This window comes from Streptomyces lacrimifluminis (assembly GCF_014646095.1).
Lineage (GTDB): Bacteria > Actinomycetota > Actinomycetes > Streptomycetales > Streptomycetaceae > Streptomyces > Streptomyces lacrimifluminis.
In genome coordinates, this window is the sequence record NZ_BMMU01000058.1 from 1 (window position 1) to 21,493 (window position 21,493).

The window sequence follows — 21,493 nt, forward strand, 5'->3', positions numbered from 1 at the left end:
TCCAAGCCGTCCTCACCCTCCATCTGGCCAGCTCAGACTGAGGATGGAAAAGGCTCACTGCATCCTCCGCCCGGATCGCCAGGCCGACCTCGTACGGCACACCGCACCCCCGTGCTCGTGATCAGTGAAGCCCACACCGTACGGGCCCGCAGCCAGCCCCGCGCACGCCTGTGGATAACTCTGCTACGGCCAGTCCCTGACGGACGCGTCGGCCGCGCCCACGCCCGCTACCTGCGCCACCTGAGCCCCGCCGTGACCGTCTGAGCCTTCTCCCCGGAGGACATCGGCGAGGCAGGTGACGGCGTGCACGAGGCCGCGAGCGGGCAGGATGCGGTGACGCGCGGATCTGGTGATGCTGTGCACCTCGGCCGCAGACGACGTGCTCGACCCCCGCACCCTGCCCACCACGCAGGGCTGTGCCCGGCGGGATCTCCCGCCGGGCACAGCCCTGCGTGGTGGGCGGTCAACGCCGTTGGAGCCCGCGCCGGTAACTAACCGCCCGGTGGACGGCGACCGCGAAGCTGATGCCCGCCGCGCCCAGCTTCAGCGCGAGGGCGACTGCGGGGAGCCAGTCCCGGGTGATATCGGCGTGGGTGAGGATGATGGTCGAGATCGTCGTCAGCATGATCGCTCCTGGGTCGGTCCGAGGGACTGGACCGACCGTGACGCGCCACCCGTCCAACGTGGTCCAAGATGGAAACTGGACACTTGCGAGCGGGGAGGACGAGGTGCAGGAGGGGGAGTTGGCTCCGTCACTGGAACCCTGGAACACGGTCCTCGTCGAGCTATACGGGCTGGTCGAACGTCCTGGAGTCAGGACCGTTCATGATCACGCGCGCTGGGCCGGCGCCGGGGGAGCGCTGTCGAAGGCCACGGTGGGCAATCTGCTCAACGCGACCACGAATCCCCGTCGTTCCTCGGTCGAGGCCTTCGTTGCGGGGTGCCTGCACTACGCGCGTTCCAGGAGACCTCCCATCGGCCTGCCCGGCGGGAGGGACACGCAGGACTATTGGATGGGGCGTTACGAACGCGCTGCTGAGCGGCAGGTCAGCGCGCGGGGTGCAAGAGCGCCGGCCGTCCGGTCGGCGTACCACGAACAGGTGCTGTGCATCGCGCCCCCCGAACTCCGCGGGCGGAGTGCAGAATTGGCTGCGCTCACCGAGTTCTGCACCACCCCCGATAGCCGGTCCTATCTGTGGTGGAGGTCGCAGGCCTGGGCGGGCAAGTCGGCGTTGCTGTCCTGGTTTGTGCTTAACCCGCCCCCCGGGATCCGTGTCGTCTCCTTCTTCATCACCGCCCGCTTCGCCGGCCAGAGCGACTGGCACGCGTTCACCGATGTCGTGATGGAGCAGATCGCGGAACTCCTGCGCCAGCCGCTGCCTGGGTACCTGCCCTATGCCACCCGGGCGGCGCACCTGCGGCGCATGCTCGCCGAGGCCGCGCGGCACTGCCGCGAGCGGGGCGAGCGGCTGGTGCTGGTGGTCGACGGCCTGGACGAGGACCGGGGCGTGACCGCCGACCCCGACTCGTACAGCGTTGCCGGACTGCTGCCGGCCGAGCCGCCGCACGGCATGCGCGTCGTGGTTTCGGGCCGGCTGAACCCGCCGTTGCCGTGCGACGTTGCCGCCGACCACCCCCTGCGCGACGGGAGCGCGGTGAGGACGCTGTTGCCTTCCGAACACGCCCGGGTCGCCCGCAACGACATGGAACGCGACCTCAAGCGGTTGCTCAACGGCTCCCTGCTGGAACAGAGCCTCCTCGGGCTGATCACTTCCGCCGGTGGCGGGCTCACCGGCGGCGACCTGTCCGCGTTGACCGGTGAACCCGTCTGGAGGATCAAGGACCATCTGCACGCGATGGCCGGGCGGAGCTTCGTGGCCCAGGCGGGCAGCTCGCGACCGGACACCGAATCCCTCGCGTACGTCCTCGGCCACGAGGAGATCCAGGAATCGGCACGGCAGCACCTGGAGGACGCGGGGATGGCGCGCTACCGGCAGCGCCTGCACGCCTGGGCGGACAGCCACCGTTGCGAGGGCTGGCCGGCCGGCACGCCCGAGTACCTGTTGCGCGGGTACTTCGGCATGTTGCGCGAAGCCAAGGACCTGCGCCGACTGGTGGCCTGCGCGACCGATCGCCGCCGCCACGACCGCCTCGCGGATGTCACCGGTGGGGACACGGCCGCCCTCAACGAGGTGAACTCCGCCCACGAAGCACTGTTGGCGCACGACCCCGTCGATCTGACCAGCCTGGCGGGGCTGGCCCTGCACCGGAGCGGGATTGAGCGGCGCAACGCCAACGTTCCCGTCGGTCTGCCCGCGGTGCGGACGATGCTCGGCCAATCGATCCGGGCGCTGGCGTCGGCCCAGTCGATCCCGCACCCGGAGCGGCGCATGCAGGCGCTGCTGGGGATGGCCGAACCCCTCACCGCCGCGGGCACCATGGACCACGTGGAAGCACTGGTCGACTCGGTGGAAGACCCCGAGTCGCAGCTGCAGTTGCTCTTTTGCGTGATCACCTGCTTCGGCAGGTTGGGGCAGCAGGCCGCAGTCCGGTCCATGACGGACCGGGCTGCATCGCTCATCGCGTCGTTCGTTGACGTGGAACGTCAACTCACCTCACTGGTGGCGCTGGTGGAAAGGGCCGCGGACGCGGGCGAGGGCGTCGAGGCGGTCCGATGGGCCGAACGTGCTGTCAGCGTGTACCAGGGCTGCCCGCGGCAGGAAGCGCACCGGGCCACGTACGCACGTGCTTCGGCATACGTCGGCGACTGGGACGCCGCCGAAGCGGCGGCGGGGTCGGTCAGGCATGAGGACGGGCAGGACACTGTCCTCGTGGCCCTTGTGGCCGCCGCAGCCCTGCAGGGCGACATCCCAAGAGCGGAAAGGCTCATCGGCGCCGTACAGGCCGAATTCAGGGGGGACGCTGCGCGAAGCATGGTCGTGCAAGCCCTGATCGCGAGGGGGGACCCCGTACGCGCGATGAGGGCGTGCCGGGCGATCTCGACGCCCGAAGAGCGGGCGGGTTCGCTGATCGGCGTGGCCAAAGCGTGGCAGCGGGCCGGCCGTACCGATCGGGCGCTGTCGGCCGCCGACGATGCGCTGGCCGCCGCACGTCGATGCACGGGCCGGGCCCGGGTGGTGGGGCTGACCGGTGTCATGTCGCTCTACGCTGACATGGGCGCGCACGAGCAGGCGCGCGCCCTGTTCGAGGAAGCCAGGACGGTCGCGGAGCCGATCCGGGCCGACGATGGTCGGCTAGAGGTGATGTCGTCGATCGTGGCAGCCGCTGTCCTCGTCGAAGGAGGAGAGGCAGCCGAGTCGCGGTGCAGGACCCGGGCGGAGCCCGGCGAACGGCTGGTGCTGATGACGGCTCTGGCCCGGGCGCTGGCCTCGGCAGGCGAACTCACACGGGCGGCCGAGCTGGCCGACGAGATCGAACGCGACGCACGCGCGGTGTCGGATCCCCGGTCGTCGGCGCTGAGTCTGATCCAACTGTCCTGGTGGACCGCGGAGGCCGGCGATCTGCACGCTGCCGGTGCCGTGGCCGAAAGGGCTGCGGCGCAGGCGGTGCTGGTCACCGACCGCACCGACAGATGGGCCGCACTCAGCCGGGCGATCCGGTGCCTGGCCCGAGCGGGGGCCACCCGACGTGCCGAGTCGCTCGCCCGTTCGAACCCCGAACGGGGCACGGCTGCCGAGTTGACAGAGGGGCTGATCCTGGGTGGCGAGGTGGAGCGCGGAGAGTCAGTCGTGCGCATGATCAACGATCCGTGGGAGCTCTCCGACGCACTGTGCAGGACTGCCCGCGCGCTCGTCTACGTGGGCGAGTACGACCGTGCCGAGCGCACGGCCAGGTCAGTGGAGGGTAGGTTCCAACACGCCAGTGCACTGGTCAGAACGGCATCCGCGTTGGCCTTTGCCGGAGAAGAGGGCAGGGCCCGCAGCCTGATCGATGAAGCCGAGGCGGCGATCCGGGTGATGGGGCACAACCTCGGCATGGTCGAGCACTTCAAGATCTTGGCAGGAGCAGCGGTCCGGATAGGAGACCGGGATCGTGCTCTGGCCATGGCCGACGAGGCCTTGAGGGTCATGCCGAAGATCCTCAGCGAGGACCGAAGGAGCGCCGCGTGGTCTTGGATCGCCAAGATGTTCGGTCTTGCGGGAGACCCGTCGGGTGTGGAGCAGGTGAGCAGGATGATCGCCGAGGACAGGTACACCGAGAAGGTGGAGGACGACGAACTGGCAGGGTACCTGGCGATCGCACTCGCCCGGGCGAACGAGCCGGACCGCGCGGAAGGCGTGGCCCGGTCGATCGCCGACCGGCGGCAGCGCGCGGAGGCGCTCACCGAGGTGGCCATCCTGTTCGCGCAGGCCGGCGACGTCAGCCGAGCGGAATCGGTGGTCGCCTCCATCGAAGACCGGCAGCAGCAGTGCGCCGCGCTGACGGCGCTGGCGGAGGTGACCGCGCCGGCCGTCGCCAGGCTGCTCCTCGCGACGGCGCTGCGCTCGATGCCCTGGGACGACGGCCTGCACGTGTTGGCCCGGTTGGCTCCCGAAGCCGTACAGGCCATCGCGCATGAGGTATTGCGGGACCATGCCCGTGACGACGCCGGGTGGGCACCCGCCAGCTGACGAGTAGTCGGGGCCGCAGCCTCAAGTTCGTGAAAGCCCGAGGCTAATCTGATCTGGATCTTCCGCGAGGGAGCGCCGACGGAACTGGTGGATCCCTTCGTCGGCGCTCCCTCTTGCAGGGGGCAATCTGGCCCATCTGCGCCTACATATGACAGCGGCTACCGGCGACCTTCACCAGGCGGTCAGCCAAGCCCTGCGCAACATCGCCCTCGACTGGCGCGACCTCCACCCCAATCTGGCCATCCTGCGCGACTGACCACGCCACGCAACTCCCCTCGGCAGCCCGCACCCCCGCCCGGCCACGACCCCGCCCCCTCATGGCGGATCTTCCGCAGATCCCGGTGCAGCCCGAATCGAATGACGTCAATCGCAGCCGCCATCCTCACTCTGGAGCGGCAACGCTGAAAACGCTCAGTGCCTCCCGCCAGCCCTCGGTCGCGTAGAGGGGCAACCGACGCTTGACCGTGCGATAGGAGGCCGGCTGGATGCCCGCGTCCTCCAGCACGCGCAGCGCGTCGAGCTTGCTGGTCGGCTCGATGATCCGCGCCAGCACCAGGTGGCGGAACACCTCGTCCCCGCCCGCGGCGTCGTCGAACCCCAGACGGTCGTAGGCGCAGGCGAGGGCATCCCAGAGAGGTGGCCCATCCGTGCCGAGGTGATCGGCAGCGGCCCGCCCGCTTCCGTCGAGGCATCCAGGCCCAGGTCCAACTCGCCCTGCCCGGCGGCCAGCCGCTGCCGGGCCACGGTCTTCAGCGGCTCGAGCTCAACATCGTCGTGCGTGGACCCGATGTGCTCGATGTCCCGCGCCCCGCTGCGCGAGGAGTGCACGATCTGCACCGCCCGAGCACCCGAGGCGGTCTTCACGGTGCGAATGCACGGGGCCCACTCCCACACCCTAGAGCCACGATTTAGTGCGCAACTTCGCCCCCACCTCGCCGCGAACCTGCAGATCAGCAGCCTGCACCCACGCTCGCCCACGAAACGTGGCCCAAGTCAGGTCACAGGGTGCGTCGAGCGCGGTCTTCCCGGTGAAGGATGAAGGTGCGGCCGGGGCACTCCCCCCGGGGATGCGGCCCCTAGCAATTCCTCTCGTAACTAGGCCAGATCGATGGACAGTCTGAGACGATTCTTCCAGCAGAGACTTTGTATGGTTTTTTCGCCAGGGGGAGGGCGATGAATGCCTGATCGACAAGACATCAACCGCTCGGCCTGGCCGGACGAGGGACCGTATCGGCGCCTGCTCGAGTTCTTGGAACGAGTCCGCATCGACAACGGAATGAAGGCTTTACGTCCGATAGCCAAAGCCATGAACCTGCGTTCCCATGATCGCGTCAACCGGATCCTCCGAGGGCAGGCCAAGCCAGCCGATGAGAACCAATTGAAGACGCTGGTAAAGGCCCTCGGTGGAAGCTCAGAAGACATAGATCGCAGCGTGCAGCTTTACCACGCGGCTACGGGCCAGTCGGAAGGTGACGGTCGGAACAATGCGGAGCCACCATGGTGGAGTCGGTGTGACCCTTACTTTGTGAGGGGTTTCATCCCCGATGGCGGTCTGCTCAGTCGCGATCAGGAACTGGCCGAGTTGGCGAGGTTCTGCGATGGTAAAGCCCCGTATATGCGGTGGCAGGCCGAACCTTGGGCGGGCAAGACCGCGTTGATGTCCACCTTCGTGCGAAACCCGCCGCCTGGCCTGGACGTGGTGTCGTTCTTCGTCACGGCCCGGCTCACCGCGTACGCAGACAGCACAGGGTTCGTAACCGCTCTGGCCGAACAGCTGACCGCTGTCGCGGGCACGTCGCTTTCGCAGCCAGTCAGCGGGCAGTGGGGCCATCACTACCTGGAGCCTTTGTGGGTCGCCGCGGCCGAGCGGGCTGCGCGGGCCGGACGTCGTCTCGCGCTGGTGGTGGATGGCCTGGACGAGGATCGCGGCGCGGTCGCCGGTACGGGGCTGCCGAGCATCGCGTCGCTGCTCCCGCGTATCCCCGACTTGCGGGTCATCGTCGCGAGCCGCCCGGCCCCTCCGCTCCCAGACGACGTCGATGGCGGCCATCCCCTGCGAGCCAGCGAAATCAGGTCTCTGGCCGTGTCCCCGCACGCGAAGTCCAAAGGTGACCGGGCCCGTCAGGAACTGAACGAGCTCTTGACCGGAGGAAGTGCACATCAAGAACTCATCGGGGTCCTTTCCGCATCCGGGGGCGGCCTGACTCTAAACGATTTGGAGGAGTTGACCGGCAGGGCCCCATTCGAACTCGACCGCGCCATCGGCGGAGTGTTCGGTCGTACCGTCGCCGCGCGGCGTGACCACATGGCAGATGAGCAGCGCGAAATCCTCTGGTTCACCCACGACACACTTCGCGTCGAAGCTGTCAACAGGCTCGGCCGTCTCGCCCTGGAGCGGTATCGGGAGCGGATACATGCCTGGAGCGACGGGTACCGAGGCAATCAGTGGCCCGTCGAGACGCCCTCCTATCTGCTGCACGACTATCCACGGATGCTGGCGGCGGAGCGCAATTTCGAGCGGCTCAGGCTGCTCGCGACAGATACGGCACGCCATGATCGGATGCTCGTCGTCACGGGAGGGGATGCGACAGCGCTCGCCGAGATCACCGCTGCTCAAGGTCTGCAGCTCAGCGCTCCCACACCGGACCTGTTGGCACTGGCCCGCCTTGCTATTCATCGGGACACACTGGCGCACCGCAATAGGGATGTACCGGCCAACCTGCCTGCGGTCTGGGTGATCCTGGGACAACTGAACCGCGCCGAGGCTCTCGCTTGTGGCATCACCGACCCGGATACACGGACCAGCGCGCTCATCGGGGTCGTGGAAGAACTCGCCAACGCCCGCCACCAGGAACGGGCGGCCACGCTGTCGAAGACCGCTGAAGCAGCCGCGCACACCATCGATCGCCCAGGCCGACGGGCGCTCGTGTTGATGTCAGTCAGCACCATGATGTCGGCAATCAATGACCGGGAGCGCGCGGAGCAGGTGCTTGACGGGGTCCGGAGCATCATCGACGGCCTGCGTGACCCTCGTGACAACCGAAGGGCCCTGATCGCTGCGCTAGCTCAGACAGCGGCCTCACAAGGAGACGTCTCCCGGTCCAGGGCGCTGGCCCGGGAGCTAACCGCGGCAACTACCGCCGGTGGTAAGGAGCTACCGCCACATGCTGTCGTCCCGCTCGTCGAAGCGTTGACCGCAACCGGTGACCTCGACGACGCCGAGCGTGTGGCCCTGTCGATCACATCCCAATATGACTTCGGCATGAGCCGACTTGACGGCTTGGCCACCGTGGCGAAGGCCAGACTCCTTCAGGGCGACCGAGAACGGTTCTCGGCCCTGGCCGAACAAATCATCCTGTGCGATTTCGGCCGACCCACCGATGAATTCGGCAACTCCTACCATGTCGGCGCCGCGTTGGCGTCACTTTCGGAGGCGGCTGCGGCATCACAGTGCTACGCGCAAGCGGAGCATCTCGTCGGTGAAATCACTGACCAGGAATGGCGGGCCAGGGCGCTGGCCGGTTTGGCGAAGACGCTGGCCCCGAGTGGGGACAAAAACTGGTCGGCTGCCGCTGCACGGTTCCTTGGCGAGGCGGAGGAACTCGTTCGAACGCTGCCAGACTGGGATTGGAAGCTTGATAAGCCGCTGTCGGCACTGGCCGAAGCCTTCGCCGCACATGGTGACTACGATCGGGCCGAGCGGACGGCGGACGAGATCTCCTGGCCATACTCTCGAGGCTCGGCCATGGCGGCCACCGCCCGTGCGGCGGCCGCCCGCGGTGACCATGGCCAAGCCCGAATGATCGCGCGCAAGGCTGAGGAACTTGCCCGGTCGGCAATAGACGCATACCGGGACATCGCCGCTCTCGCAGCGTTCCTGACGGCGTGCAAAGCCTACGGAAATGTCAGTCGGACGGCCGAACTCGCCGCAGCCGCCGAGACGTGTGCGCTCGCCCAACTCGAGGGTGACGACTCCAACCACTCGCGGGTCAAGCTCGGGATAGCGCTGGTCGAGGCCGGTCACTACCGGCGTGCGGAGCCGGTCGCCAACGCTATTGATGTACCAGGCCAGAGGGCGGATGTGCTCCGTGCGATGCTGCCTGCGGCGACTACCTCCGGGGCCGTCGACCACGCGGTATCACTGGCCCAGACCGCCACGGAGATCCAACCCACCTTCCGCGATGTAACCAATGCCGCGTTGGGGGCGGCGCTCGCCACCGCAGGTCACTTCGACCATGCCGAATCATTGGCTCAGACGGTCAGCGATCACTCCTGGCAATCTGCCATACTGCTAGCCCTTGTCCGTTCCTTGGCTGCGGCTCAAGAACTCGACCGCGGCACAGAGCTGGCCGCAAAAATTGGGCTTCGTTCTCAGAAAGTCGAGGCGTATAAGGCGCTGATGGAAGCAGCGGCGCTCCAGGGCCAATTCGACAGGGTCGCCTCGCTCGCCAATGACATGGGCGACCCGCAGTCACGCACTTGGGCCCTTACAGCGACCGTCCAATCCCGGGCCGAAGCTGGCAGCACGGAGGCGGCGAGTACGCTGATCAGCTTGGCGGAATCCCATGCCAGGAGCATCTCCGATCCAACTGACCGCGCAGGGGCACTGACTTTGGTGGCGGAAGCGCTGACCATTCTCGGCAGCCATGAACAGGGCGCCGCCATGGCGACGGAGGCACTGAGGGTTTTCAGCGGTGCCGCTCCAGGGTGAGGACGGCCTTGGCGATTGACGTCATGCGGTTCGGGCTGCATCGGGCTCTGCGGAAGATTCGCCAGGATTTGAGGCGGGCGATTCCTCGTTCGACGGGTACGCGAGCGGCGGACAGCGCCCGCTTGACCGTCCGCTCGGTCGTGGTGAGTTCGCCTTGGGGCGGTCGGCGTTTGGGGGTGGTGACCCACTCGCCCGCGCCGATGTAGGCCATGTCGGCGAGAATGGGGACGCCTTGGCGCTCGCAGATCCTGATGATCTTGTGGGTGCGGGCGGCGGTCAGGTCGTGTGTGCGGCCGGGCAGGGCGGGTGAGAGCCACAGCGTGCGACCGGCCGGGTCCGTGATGACCTGCACGTTCACACCGTGCCGCTTGTGCTTCGTCGAATAGTCGGCCCGGCTGTCGCCGACCCGGTCGCACTCCGCGAGGGTGCCGTCCAGCAGGACGTGGTCGAGGTCGGCTTCACGCAGGCTCCGCAGGAGCCCGGGCGCGCGGTCGGGGAGCAGGGCGATCCCGATCAGTGGCCACTCTGAAAGAGCTCACCGGCTACCGCAACGGTCTCAAGGAGTTTGACGCGGTGAGGAGGAAAGATCGTGTGACATCAAAGCTTTCCGCCCCCTTCAGTCCCCTGGCGAAGTGACGGAGAAAGCCCGCGGGTCCCGGCAAGCTTTGCGCCGTCCAGCCGTGTTCCGTTCAGCTTTGCTTCCTTGAGATTCGCTTCACGCAGGTCTGCGTCAGATAGGTCAGCGTTGCTGAGGTCCGCACCCCTGAGATCCGCACCCCTGAGATCCGCACCCCTGAGGTCTACATCAAGGAGCCAGGCGCGGGCCAGGACAGCACAATTCCTGGACCCGTCGTCCCAAGTCCGGCAGAGAGTCGTTCTGGTGAGGTCCGCATCCATGAGATCGGCACCGGTCAGAGTTGCGGTGGTGAGGTCCACGTCGGTGAGGTCGGCACATGTACCCAATTCGTGTTCCGTCGTCGTCGTGGACTCACTCGTCAGGCGGCTACAGAAGCTCGCGTCCCTGAGATTCACGTTCTCCAAACGCGCTTCATTGAGATTAGTCCCGCTCAGCTGCGCGCCCTCAAGGTTGCTGTCGTTGAGGTTTGCTCCGCGGAGGGACGCATCGACCAAGTCGGCACCGCGTAGGTTCGCCCGGCTGAGGTCAGCGTTGCTGAGGTCTGCCCCTGTCAGGTGGGCTCCCCGGAGGTTGATGTAGCCCTCTGCGTGCATGGGTTTCAGCCCGCTCAGATCGGTTCGGTCCAGATCGACGACTACCCCCCTATCGTGCTCCGGGCGGCGGTGGGCCAGCACGCTGATTACCGCCTGGACATCCGCAGTCGCTGACCTCTCTGTTGACTTGCCCTTGGCGGTGTTGGTGTCGGCTTCAATGGGTGCATGCCGTCGTACATACGCGGCCAGCACTGAGACCACGGTGGGGTGGTCGCGTCTGGAGTCCTGCATGATGCGTTGCAACGCGTAGATTCCCCCCAGTCGCACGTCCACGGACTCCGACCCGAGATTGCCGACGGCTGCGTTATATCTGTTGGTAATGTGCCCTTGCTCGCTGATCCGTAGCTCTTTGCTAGTCTGGCTGACCTGCATCCAGGTGAACAGTAGGGCGGCCAACGCTGCGAACCCTGGCAAACTAGCGGCCATCAGCCCAATCCACTGCATGCGCTCTACGCTGTTGGGGCCGTCAGCCCTCATGCGGCGGTCACGCCGACGTCGACGGGCAGCATGGCGATGAGCGATCCGGTGAAGCCGTCTGGCGCGAGATATTCCACTCACTTGCCCATGACACACCGCATGGCCGACCTGTCGCAACTCTCATTACTCCTGACGGGTCTTCCGTGAAGCTCGACGCAGGCCGAATTGGATGTCGTCAATCGCCGCTGCCGTCCTCACCCTGGAGCGGCAACGCTGAAAGAGCTCAGTATCCGAAACGGGGTGCTGGCGATCACGGAGCCTGAAACTCTGACCAGACCACCCAGCCCTGCGTGAGACGGAGCCGTTCGCCTTGATCATCCTGGACACGAACATTCTGACGAAGTCCGGCATAGACAGCGCCACTACGGATTTGGTCAAGATCATCAGGACGTCCGGGGTCGAGCGCGTGGCCGTGCCGTGGGTGGTGCTGGAGGAGTTGACGGCACATCGGGCGGTGCCGTACCGCCGGAAGTACGAGGCGGCTGAAGCGGCTCTGCGCAGCCTGACGGAAGGAACGCCGTGGCCGATCCGCGTGCCGCTGCCGCAGATGGATCTACAGCGTTTCCAGGACGAATGGCGTGAGAAGTGGCTCGATGTAGTCGACGTCGTCCCAACAAGCGAGGCTGCGCTCAGGCAGGCATTGATGCGGGAGGCGAACCTCCTGCCGCCGTGCAAGCAGGTCACCATCAACGAGGGCGGCGACACGGTGAAGATCGGCGGGCGGGACGCCGCGATCTGGCTCACGGCTGTCGAGTACGCGCGGGAGCATCCTGACGAGACGGTCTACTTCGTCAGCAAGAACACAAAGGACTTCGGCGACGGGGTCGCCTTCCCGTACCCGATGAACGAGGACCTCGCCGGCATCGAGGATCGGTTCGTGCTCCTCACCACCTGGTACGACGTCGTGGAGAAGTTCGCACAGCGGACCGACGACGCCGACGAGGCCACAGTGCGTTCGGTCCTCCAGGCCCCGGAAAGTCTCAGCGCGATCGAGGCTGAGGCCATTCGTCTGATGCTCGTGCCCCCGGGCCTAGAAGGGCCAGGCTTCGAGGGCACGATGGGCTTCTTCATCGAGGGCGAGGGCACGCTCTTTGGTACCGACACTGTGCGGGTGCTGGGCTGGGCTGTACCCCCGGTCGTCGCGTTCGATCAAGCAACCGATCTGACTGCCTACCGCATCGGGGACCATGTCTGGTGCACAGCTACCGTGCGGTGGGTCCTGAGCGGGCCCGCCCTCCTGAGGGAAACCCTCCGAATCAAGGGCGTCGGGTGTGTCTGGGAGACCCGCGTCCTGGTGAGCACGACGAACGTTGACGCCCGGCTCACTGTCCTGCGAGGCCAGGGCACCCGGGCGCTGCCCGCAGAACGGTTCTCTGTGCTTTCCTCAGACCTCGCTGATTACACCAACCTCATCAGTCACGAGCGCAGGTGGATGGAAGTGCAACGCCTACAGCTCTCTGGCCGCCTTACTTTGGAGAGACTCATCGCGGAAGGTCGTCTGGACGTGCCTCTTCCTCCGTTGCGCTGAGCCTGGCCGGGTCAGAGTTGTCGCCCTGGCGCGACCGTTCGGCATCGAGTCGTCGCACCCATTTTGAACTCACTTTCGTGACAACTGCCTGACCTGCGCTTACTGTTCAGCCGCTCTCGCCTTCACCTTCTGCGAGCGGCGGCCGACTGCTCGATGCCGTGGGCATGCGCCGGGGGCCGGTACGGCTCAGGCGTCTCGCTGGTCCACTCGGGCAGCTCTTAAGGGTGAAGCCTGCTCGTCCGTGCATCTGGCGCGCGATCCGCTTGGTCTTGGTGTTGACGCCCTCAGTGGGGCCGTTGCTGTACGGAAGTGTGAGGGCGGCGTTTACGGCGTCGCGGTCTCGTTCTAGACCTCGGGCGAAGGCATGCAGGTGGGGCAGGTCGGCGCCGCGGACCTGGACGATCCATTGTGAGAGTGCGTCGGCATTGTCGGCGTGAGGTGCAAGGAGCGGGGCGAAGTCCCTGATAGCTACGGCCAGTTGGATCATCTCGGGGCAGGCGGCAGTGAGCTTGGCCAGGAGCTCGTGTTGCTCGGCCTTGAGGTTGTCGGGCCTGGTCAGCAGCATCCGGGCGAGCCGGCGCGGGGAGATATGGCTGCGGTCGGCGTCCGCGCGGCCTTGGTTGATGTACCTGTGCAGGAGGTTCAGGCAGCCCGTGAAGCCCAGGGCTTTGATTTCTTCGAAGAGGTGCTGGACGCGGACGCCAGGGTCCTCGGCCCGGCGTTTTCGCAGGTGCTCGCGGTAGGGGTCGACCAGGCTGGCACGGTACTTGGGGACGCGGAGCATCCGCTCGGGCCGGTCTGCTCGGGCGTAGCGTTTGACGGTGTTCAGGGCCAGTTGCAGGCGGCGGGCGCATTCGAGCAGACCCACGCCCTGTTCGAGCAGACCGTGGACCTGGTGCCAGCGTTCCAGGGTGGTCTGGGCGCGGGGACCGTCATAAATAGGCGCGTCCAGTACGGTGGCCCAGCAGGTGCTGTGTGCCTTCACCTCGCCGAGGGCAGCGTCACACAGGTTCTTCCACAAATGCCACCGATCACCGACCTGCGTCGCTCGGGGCAGAGCGCGGCGGATGGCCTCGGCATACGTGGCCGAGCCGTCCCGGCACACGACCTCGACGCCCGGATGTTCGCGCAGCCACGCTTCCAGGGTGTCGGCCGTGCGGTCGGGCAGCACGGCGATCCGCTCGTGGGTCTCGGCGTCGATGATCACAGTGGCATAGCGGTGGCGCCGGCGCAGAGCGAAGTCGTCGACGCCGATCACACGGGGCGTCTGCGCTGCGGGCAGCGGGATGCGCAACAGGGAACGCAGAGCCGTATGACGCGAGACGCCCGCCGCGAGTACCGCCAGCAAACGTGCCCCCGCCCGGCCCGCTAACTCCTTGACCACGGCCTTGACTTGCCTGGCCAGACGTGTGGTGCGCCGCTGGTATCGGTCGAGCACTCCGGGCACCTGCTCGCGGAAGGTATGTCGGCAGCCGCGCGTGGGGCACACCAGACGCCGCACCCGCACACGGACCACCACCCGCCTCCCGTCGACCGGCACGTCAGCCACAGTCCGCCAGTGGTAGCCGTGCACCCGCCCCGACACACCCCGCACACCGGACACGGCGCCATGTCCTGCGGCGTCCGCGCCCGCACCACAATCCGCTCACCCTCGTCGACCACGTCGTCTATGACCAGCGGACACAGGCCCGAAAACACCATCTGGACAAGCTCGTTGGCATCCCTCATGCGAATGTCAACGACGCGTCACGACGCTCCGTCACCACCGAATGTGAGACAGGCCGTTCGCTAAACAGACCCCGTCTTGGAGGGTGACACGCGAACCGCTCCAATCAGGTGACGGTCCGTGACCTGACGCCGCCTTTGTTCCATCCTCTTGTCTCGGGCTCCGGAGGCGACAGGGCGAGGCGGGTATCTGTGAATCTCGACGACGTGGTCAGCTGTGAGATCCATCCGGCCATCGGCATCTCTCGCGTGGGTAACAGCCCCACCGAGTTCTTCATCGGCCCCGAGCGGCCGGGAGTCCCGCCCGAGCCCGACGGGGGTTTCAAGGACACGGCCGGGCGGGTGAAGCGACAGGCGGCGCGATTCCGCGTGTACGGCTACGACAAGGACGGGAACGTCCTGGGCGAGCTGACGGCGGACGACGCCAGGATCTCGTGGACGGTCGAGCTCGCGAACTCCAAGGCCGACTGGTTCCAGTTCCTCGGGCGCTTCCACGGCGCGCCTGAGAACACGCCGGGCGAGACTGCCACCGCAGCAGCGGTGACCGGGGTCCAGGACCCGCGCAACCGCCGCAACCCGGGGATCGACGTCAACGACCCCGTGGCCCGCGCGCGACTTGTTGTCAAGCCGGGCCCCCGGACCGTGACCGGTCCTTCCCAGGACGGCAGCACGGCCCGGTTTGACACGGGCACCTTCCTCGGCAGGCCGGTGCCGCTCGGGGAGCTCCGTACCGACGACAAGGGCCGGCTGCTGGTCCTCGGCGGCTCCGGCCACTCCGGGACGACCGCGGCGGAGAATCCGATCACCCACTACGCCAACAACGACTACTGGTACGACGACGTGTCCGACGGCCCGGTGGCAGCCACCGTGACGCTGCGCGGCAGTGGGGGCGGAGACGGCGGCGCGAGCCGGACGCTTGAGGCGCGGTCGGCGTGGGTGCTGGTCGGACCGCCCGACTTCTCCCCGCACACCACCAATCTCGTGACCCTCTACGACGTGGTCGCCGAGGCCCAGGGGTACGGGCAGGAGGACCAGGTCTCGTTCACCCGGCACATCTACCCGATCCTGCAGCGCATCAGCGACTACCAGTGGGTTAATGCCGCCGCGCTGAGAGGCCACGGCGAGGGCGAGGCCGGCCATTTCACCGCCCCGGGGATTCTCGGGCAACTGGCTTCGAACTCGCCCGGCAGCAAGGATCTGCGTACCAGCGTCGTCGCGCGCCTGCGCAGCCCGGAGCCGAATGTCGCGGAAGCCACCTCCGAGTACATGCCGCAGCTCGCCGGCGACGACGGGGACCCGGTGGACGGCCGACCCCTGACGTGGATGTCGCTGCTGCCGGGCCAGTACGAGCGGATGCGGCGCTGGGCCGAGGGCGATTTCACCGCCGACTGGACGGGCCGGGCTCCCGTACCCGGGGAGCCGGCCCTGGCACAGGAACCGCACGCCCTGGTGGAGGCGGCTCTGGACGCCTGCTCCGGGGGCCCGTTCTATCCCGGCATCGAGACGACGTACATCGTCCAGCAGCCGCAGACCTGGTCCGGACCCTTTCGGGTCCGCGAGGACTTCGCGCCGGGCGATCTGACGAAGTACATGGCCCTGCCCTGGCAGGCCGACTTCTACGAGTGCCACACGCACTGGTGGCCCGCCCAGCGGCCCGACGACGTGTACCCCGAATCCCACTTCCTCGCCCTGATCCGCGCTCCGGGCGACCAAGGCGCGGACGGCGCCGGACAGTTCCCGTTCCGGCAGCCGTGGGCCCGCGGCGTCGGTCAACAGGTGATCTACAAGCCGAAACTGGTCCGGGGAGCGGGTGAGAGCGAAGGCGCGTACCGCACCCGCGTGGCCGAGCAGTGGAAGCGGATCCGTGAGCACGCCGGCGACAACGACATGGTCGAGCAGTGGAGCCGGCTGGGCTTCGTGGTTCCCCGCCGGGCCCCGGACGGCAGCCGCACCTTGGTCGAGACCGAACGCTCCGTTCACGTCGGGCTCAGCGACCGCGCATGGTTCTACACACTGCAGCATCCGGACCGGTTCCCAGAGCAGGTCAAGGCCGCGCGCGAATACGTCCGCAAGGTCCTCGCCGACGCCGTGGTCACCCAGAACAGCCCCCATGCACCGCAGACGCTGCGGCCCTTTCGCTATACCCGGGAGAACCTGGAGGAGCGGCTCGACCTCATCTACACGCAGCTCGCCCAGGAGGCGGACGCCTACGACGCCGCCGATCCGCGCAGGGACCCGCTCTTCCGCACCCGGGAGTCGGTCGTCGAACGGGTCCGCCAGATGGCCCCCTTCAATCTGCTCGACGGTGTCTGGCTGCGCAACATCACCCCGGCGAAGCCGATCGACGATGTCCACGCCCTCCTGTTCACGATCTGGAAGGAGGAGGTCGGCGACGGCAACCCGGCGCTGAACCACTCCAGCCTGTACGAGAACCTGTTGGAGCAACTGGGCATCTTCCTGCCGCCGGTGGACTCCTATGCCTTCTCCACCCGGCGCGAGATCCTCGACTCGGCGTACACCGTCCCCGCCTTCGAACTGGCTATCTCCCTGTATCCGGAGGAGTTCTTCCCCGAGCTCCTCGGCATGACGCTGCACCTGGAGTGGGAAATCCTCGGTGTCGTGCCCATGGCGGAGCTGCTGGACCACCACCAGATCGACTCGCGCTTCTACCGCATGCACATCGGCATCGACAACGCGGCTCAGGGACACGGCGCGCTCGCCCGCGACGCCATCATGCTCCACCTCGACCAGATGTACGCCGGCGGGGGCGACGATGCGGTCCAGCGGCAGTGGCAGCGCATCTGGAACGGCTACGTGGCGTTCCAGACCACAGGAACCCTGGGCGAGGACATCGCCTCACGGCTGCTCCGACCGCCCACCGTCGAACAGCGGCTGATCAGGATGATCGAGGACAGGGCTCGCTGGGCCGCGCGCAACCACGAGGGGAAGAGGCTCGGCGGCAGCTATCTGAACGACTGGTTCGCCGACCCGGAGGGGCTGCTGCGGACTCTGAGCACCTCCGACTGGGTCACCCCAGGGGACCACAAGCGCAGCAGGCTCTTCGAGTTGTTCAGCTGGAACGGCCCCATGTACAAGGTGTTCGACGAGGAGGAGACAGGCTTGTGGCGGGAGTGGATCGACTCGCTCGGCCGACAGCCGTCCCCGCCGCGCACCTTCTCCCCGCTGGAGTCGATGGTCCTCCTCACGGATGCCATGCGCGCCCGCCCGGACGGCTCCTTCTCCGACGTGGGCGCCGTGGTGGGGCCGCAGCCGGGCAACCCGGAGCACTTGGTGGAGCGGCCTGCCGCCTGGTGGTCCCTGCAGCCGACGGAGGCGCTGCTGGCCGCTGTCGCCCATCCCGCCAATCGCGCCCGCGGCGAGTCGGGCGAGGAGGGTGCGGCCGGTGCGGAGGGCGGCACGGACTTCGTACGCGCATTCTTCGCGTCGGTCGACAGGCCCGCGCTCGTGGAAGAGCTGCCCGTCACCGGCACCCCCCAGGACATCGTGGAGGAGTGGGTCGAGGCCGGCTGCCCGCTGCCTGAGCCGCAGGTTCCGGTCAGCCGGGTGAGCCTGTCGACGCCCCAGCCGGTGGCCGAACCCGACAGCCCGCTGCGCGTGCGCATTCACGGCATGGGCGGGATCCACTGACCCGGCCGGGCGACGGCGCGGACGTCCTCGTGGCTGGTGGCGGGCCGGCGGGGGCGGCCACCGCCCTCGCCCTTGCGTACTCCGGTGCCGAAGTCGTCCTCGTCCACCCGGATTCCGCGCCCGAGTGGCGGGTCGGAGAGAGCCTGGCTCCCCCGGCGCGCACCCTGCTGGAACGCCTCGGCGTCCTCGATCGGGTCGCCACGGGCGGCCACCTGCCGTGCTACGGCAACCGCTCCGCCTGGGGGCGAGCCGCCCTGACCGCATCGGATTTCGTCCGCAGTCCCTACGGCCCGGGCTGGCATCTCGACCGCCGGCGGTTCGACGCCTCGTTGCGTGAGGCTGCCAGTGACGCCGGCGTGCGCCATCGTCCGGGCAGCGTCACCGGCGTGACACGCACCGGGAACCACTGGCGGGCGACCGTCTCCGGGGCCGAGGTCACCGCATCGTACGTCGTCGACGCCACGGGGGCGCGTGCCCGGCTCGCCCGCCGGATCGGTGCGCGGCTGGTGCACACCGACCACCTCGTGGCCATCACCGCTCGCGTGCCGAACACCGGTCAGGGAGGCGACGGGAGCGGCAGGTTCGAGGACGGCACCGAGCACACCTCACTCATCGAGTCCACGCCCTTTGGCTGGTGGTACACCGCGCCCCTGCCCTCGGGAGAGCGCGTCGTCATGGCGGTCACCGATGCCGACCTCGTCGGGCAGGCGGGACTGCGGACACCGGACGAATGGTGGGCCGCACTCGGCTTCAGCCGGCACATCGGCGCCCGGCTGCCCGTGCATGCCCGGCCGCCGGAACGCCTCGCCGTGCTCCGCGCCGGCACGTCCCGCGCCCTTCCTGCCGCCGGCCCCGGTTGGGCGGCGGTCGGCGACGCGGCCACCGCCACCGATCCCGTCGCCGCCCGCGGCATCACCTCCGCGCTCGCGACCGGCATCGCCGCTGCCGGCGCGCTCACCGCGGATGCCGGCGGTGACGAAAACGCGATCCGCCGCTACGCCGGTCTCGTCACCGGGGTCCATACCGAGTTCCTGCACGCCCGCGCGACCTGCTACCGGGTCGAACGCCGATGGGACACGCCGTTCTGGCTCCGACGCCGCCGGCTCCCGGACGACATGCTTGGGGGGAGCTCTCGGTGGCGATCCGTTTGATGGCCGCCTCGGTCCGCTCTGCTTCCAAGTCGCCGATCTGGCCGAGGAGTTCGCTGCCCTTCGGGCGCACGAAGTCGCTCCAACCGCAGATGGACACGACCACTCGGAAGGTCAACTGTCCAGAACACCACGCTCAATGGAGGCCGGGCAGGTCACGGGGCGGTTGATCCAGCGGGCGCGGCAGGGACACCAGACCCACAATGCCTGCGCACAACTGGGCGAGGCCGCGCGCTGTAAGCGCGGGCCGCTCGACGCCCAGAACGCGCAAGACGGCTCGTACAGCACCGACACCATGACCGCCTGCTCCGCCTGGCAGTGCGGCCTCTGCTTCACCGGGGTGGACGACGCATCCCCAGCACGACCGGCTTCGCCACGCTTGCCCGGACCACCGGCCTGTTCACCGTGAACGCCGGACATCACGCCTACGTCCTGTGCGGTGACCGGCGAAGCTTCAGGACGTGCTCGTCGCAGTGCACGATCTCCAACTCGCGCTCCGGACGGGCACTCTCGGGGAGCGCAACGGTCAGACGACGGCCCTCTGTGAGCTCCCAGCGGCCGACGACCGTGTCCTGGGCGTCACCACGTCCGACGGGACGCTCGATGAACGTGCCGTCCGAAGCGAACTCCATCCCGCCGCGCCCACGCGCAGGCGGGAAAGGGTAGTCGGCCGGCCGGTACACCGTCACACCCTCGCTGTCCTCCTCGAAAGAGTGCATCCAGCGTTGGAACAGGTCTGCTGGAAGCTCATCCATGATCGACCATCTCCACTACCACTCGTTATTAGCACAATTATCCAAATTGCCTAGTCTGTTGCCATATGCCTACACTTTTTATTGTATGGGCTCATGGGCAGCGCGCGACGCCCGCCACCAGGGCCTGTGCCTCCCATCTCCGACGACCCGATCCGAGGAGCTCACCATGCCCGGAACCCCGTCATCCTCCCGCGCCACCTCCACCGATTACAGCCGCTGGTGCGGCGCGATGGAGGTCCATCGCAGGCTCCTGGACCAGAACCCCGAGTACGCAGGCAACCGCTCGTTGGTGGAGAACACCGCGGCTGAGTACGAAGCAGGGGAGAGAACGGCCAGGAGGGGCGTGACCGACATCCCGGTCGTCGTGCACGTGGTGCACAACACCCCGGAGCAGGACGTCAGTGACGCGCAGATCACCAGCCAGATCGACGTCCTCAACCAGGACTTCCGCATGAAGAATCCCGACGTCGCCCTCGTGCCCGCAGTGTGGCAGTCGATAGCGGCCGACTCCCGCATCGAGTTCCATCTCGCGACCAGGGACCCGCTCGGCCGTCCCACGAACGGCATCACCCGAACCCCGACCCCGCTCCGGGACTTCGACACGGACGACGCGGTCAAGTTCTCGCTCGGCGGCGGCCAGGACGCCTGGCCGGCAGACAGCTACCTCAACATCTGGGTCTGCCAGCTGCGCAGCGGTCTGCTCGGCTACGCCCAGTTCCCGGGCGGCGCCGCCGCCACAGATGGTGTGGTCATCACCCACAGCGGGTTCGGCACCACAGGCACCGCCGCCGCACCGTTCAACGGGGGCCGCACGGCCACGCACGAGATCGGCCACTGGCTCAACCTCCGGCACATCTGGGGCGACGACGGCGAGGGCTGCACAGGCGACGACTTCGTCGCCGACACGCCCAACCAGGGCGGACCCAACACCGGCGCCCCCGGCTTCCCGAAGACTTCCTGCGGCAACGCGCCGAACGGCGACATGTTCATGAACTACATGGACTACACCGACGATGCGGCCATGTTCATGTTCACAGCGGGCCAGGTGGCCCGGATGGACGCCATCCTCGACAACGCCCGCGCCCCCCTCACCGGCCAGGCGGTCCACGCCTAGTGCTGGATTCCTCTTTCGGTGGGTATAGCTGCTGGTAGCGGGGCGATTGCGCCGACGAGCTGAAGTGCGGTCAGTAGACGGTGCGTCGCTGGCTGCACCGCTTCAACCGCTGGGGGCTGGAGGATCTGGGCGGGCAGGGCCGCAAGCGAAGGATCACCGAAGCCGAACGGTCGAGGATCGTCGGCTTGGTCAAGCAGACCCCGCCCGGCCGAATCGAGGTGCAGCCGTCGAACGAGATGTGGGCTGCGGACGAGTCAGGGCCCTCGGAGTGGACCTTGGACACACTGGCTGTCGCAGCCCGGGACCTGGGCATCGAGGTCAGCCGCTCCCAAGTGCGCCGGATTCTGGTCGCGGAAGGGGTCTGCTGGCGGCGCACGCGATCCTGGACGCGCTCAAGAGATGCGGACTTCGAGGGAAAAGGACGCGGATCGTCGAGCTCTACACCAGGCCGCCCGTCGGCGCGACAGTGAGCCTTTTCCAACCTCCCACGTCAGCTGGGCAGTTGGCCTGACAGATGGGTGAAGCC

At 67.7% G+C, this 21,493-nt stretch carries 10 protein-coding genes and 4 pseudogenes; 8 read left to right on the forward strand and 6 right to left on the reverse strand.

Going from position 1 to position 21,493, the window contains the following annotated elements; genetic code table 11:
• Positions 1-463 precede the first annotated feature (463 nt).
• The gene (locus tag IEY89_RS38515) at positions 464-625 is read right to left on the reverse strand and encodes a hypothetical protein (protein WP_189152190.1); all 162 of its coding nucleotides are present in this window, start codon (positions 623-625) and stop codon (positions 464-466) included.
• A 118-nt stretch (positions 626-743) separates the two neighbouring features.
• On the opposite strand from IEY89_RS38515, the gene IEY89_RS38520 reads away from it, so the two are divergent.
• Both IEY89_RS38520 and IEY89_RS38525 read left to right on the forward strand, forming a co-directional pair.
• Positions 744-4,631, forward strand: a complete 3,888-nt coding sequence (locus IEY89_RS38520; protein ID WP_189152191.1) for a hypothetical protein — start codon at positions 744-746, stop codon at positions 4,629-4,631.
• Positions 4,632-4,946: 315 nt separating this feature from the next.
• Positions 4,947-5,036 (forward strand): annotated as a pseudogene (locus IEY89_RS38525) (IS5/IS1182 family transposase); the annotation flags it as partial.
• Here IEY89_RS38525 and IEY89_RS38530 read toward each other — a convergent pair.
• Positions 5,032-5,504: pseudogene (locus tag IEY89_RS38530) on the reverse strand (IS1634 family transposase); the annotation flags it as partial. The pseudogenes IEY89_RS38525 and IEY89_RS38530 overlap by 5 nt on opposite strands.
• A gap of 304 nt (positions 5,505-5,808) precedes the next feature.
• Here IEY89_RS38530 and IEY89_RS38535 point away from each other — a divergent pair.
• Positions 5,809-9,342 carry a hypothetical protein gene (locus IEY89_RS38535; protein ID WP_189152192.1) on the forward strand — a complete coding sequence of 1,178 codons (3,534 nt, stop codon included), beginning with the start codon at positions 5,809-5,811 and terminating at the stop codon, positions 9,340-9,342.
• Here IEY89_RS38535 and IEY89_RS38540 read toward each other — a convergent pair.
• Together IEY89_RS38540 and IEY89_RS38545 are read right to left on the reverse strand one after the other, a co-directional pair.
• Positions 9,320-9,850, reverse strand: a pseudogene (locus IEY89_RS38540) (HARBI1 family protein); the annotation flags it as partial. The gene IEY89_RS38535 and the pseudogene IEY89_RS38540 sit on opposite strands and share 23 nt — an antisense overlap.
• An 89-nt stretch (positions 9,851-9,939) precedes the next feature.
• Entirely contained in the window at positions 9,940-10,944 is a 1,005-nt protein-coding gene (locus IEY89_RS38545; RefSeq protein ID WP_189152193.1) for a pentapeptide repeat-containing protein, read from the reverse strand.
• A 415-nt stretch (positions 10,945-11,359) separates the two neighbouring features.
• Between IEY89_RS38545 and IEY89_RS38550 the strand changes: the two genes are divergently transcribed.
• Positions 11,360-12,577, forward strand: coding sequence for a PIN domain-containing protein (locus tag IEY89_RS38550; protein ID WP_189152194.1), 1,218 nt, complete (start codon positions 11,360-11,362; stop codon positions 12,575-12,577).
• 220 nt (positions 12,578-12,797) lie between these two features.
• Here IEY89_RS38550 and IEY89_RS38555 read toward each other — a convergent pair.
• A pseudogene (locus tag IEY89_RS38555) lies at positions 12,798-14,305 on the reverse strand (ISL3 family transposase); the annotation flags it as partial.
• A gap of 189 nt (positions 14,306-14,494) precedes the next feature.
• Here IEY89_RS38555 and IEY89_RS38560 point away from each other — a divergent pair.
• Together IEY89_RS38560 and IEY89_RS38565 are read left to right on the forward strand one after the other, a co-directional pair.
• The gene (locus IEY89_RS38560; protein WP_189152195.1) at positions 14,495-17,950 is read left to right on the forward strand and encodes a LodA/GoxA family CTQ-dependent oxidase; all 3,456 of its coding nucleotides are present in this window, start codon (positions 14,495-14,497) and stop codon (positions 17,948-17,950) included.
• 29 nt (positions 17,951-17,979) lie between these two features.
• Positions 17,980-19,101 carry an NAD(P)/FAD-dependent oxidoreductase gene (locus IEY89_RS38565; protein ID WP_189152196.1) on the forward strand — a complete coding sequence of 374 codons (1,122 nt, stop codon included), beginning with the start codon at positions 17,980-17,982 and terminating at the stop codon, positions 19,099-19,101.
• A 422-nt stretch (positions 19,102-19,523) separates the two neighbouring features.
• On the opposite strand, the gene IEY89_RS38570 is transcribed toward IEY89_RS38565, so the two are convergent.
• Positions 19,524-19,853: a hypothetical protein gene (locus IEY89_RS38570; RefSeq protein ID WP_189152197.1), complete on the reverse strand. Its 330-nt coding sequence runs from the start codon at positions 19,851-19,853 to the stop codon at positions 19,524-19,526.
• Between the two features lie 166 nt (positions 19,854-20,019).
• Here IEY89_RS38570 and IEY89_RS38575 point away from each other — a divergent pair, with 166 nt between their 5' ends.
• Positions 20,020-20,967 (forward strand): zinc metalloprotease, encoded by a 948-nt coding sequence (locus IEY89_RS38575; protein ID WP_229695688.1) that lies wholly within the window; start codon positions 20,020-20,022, stop codon positions 20,965-20,967.
• A gap of 80 nt (positions 20,968-21,047) precedes the next feature.
• A complete protein-coding gene (locus IEY89_RS38580; RefSeq protein ID WP_189152198.1) occupies positions 21,048-21,437 on the forward strand; it encodes a helix-turn-helix domain-containing protein in 390 nt (129 codons plus the stop codon).
• The last annotated feature ends 56 nt before the right edge of the window (positions 21,438-21,493 follow it).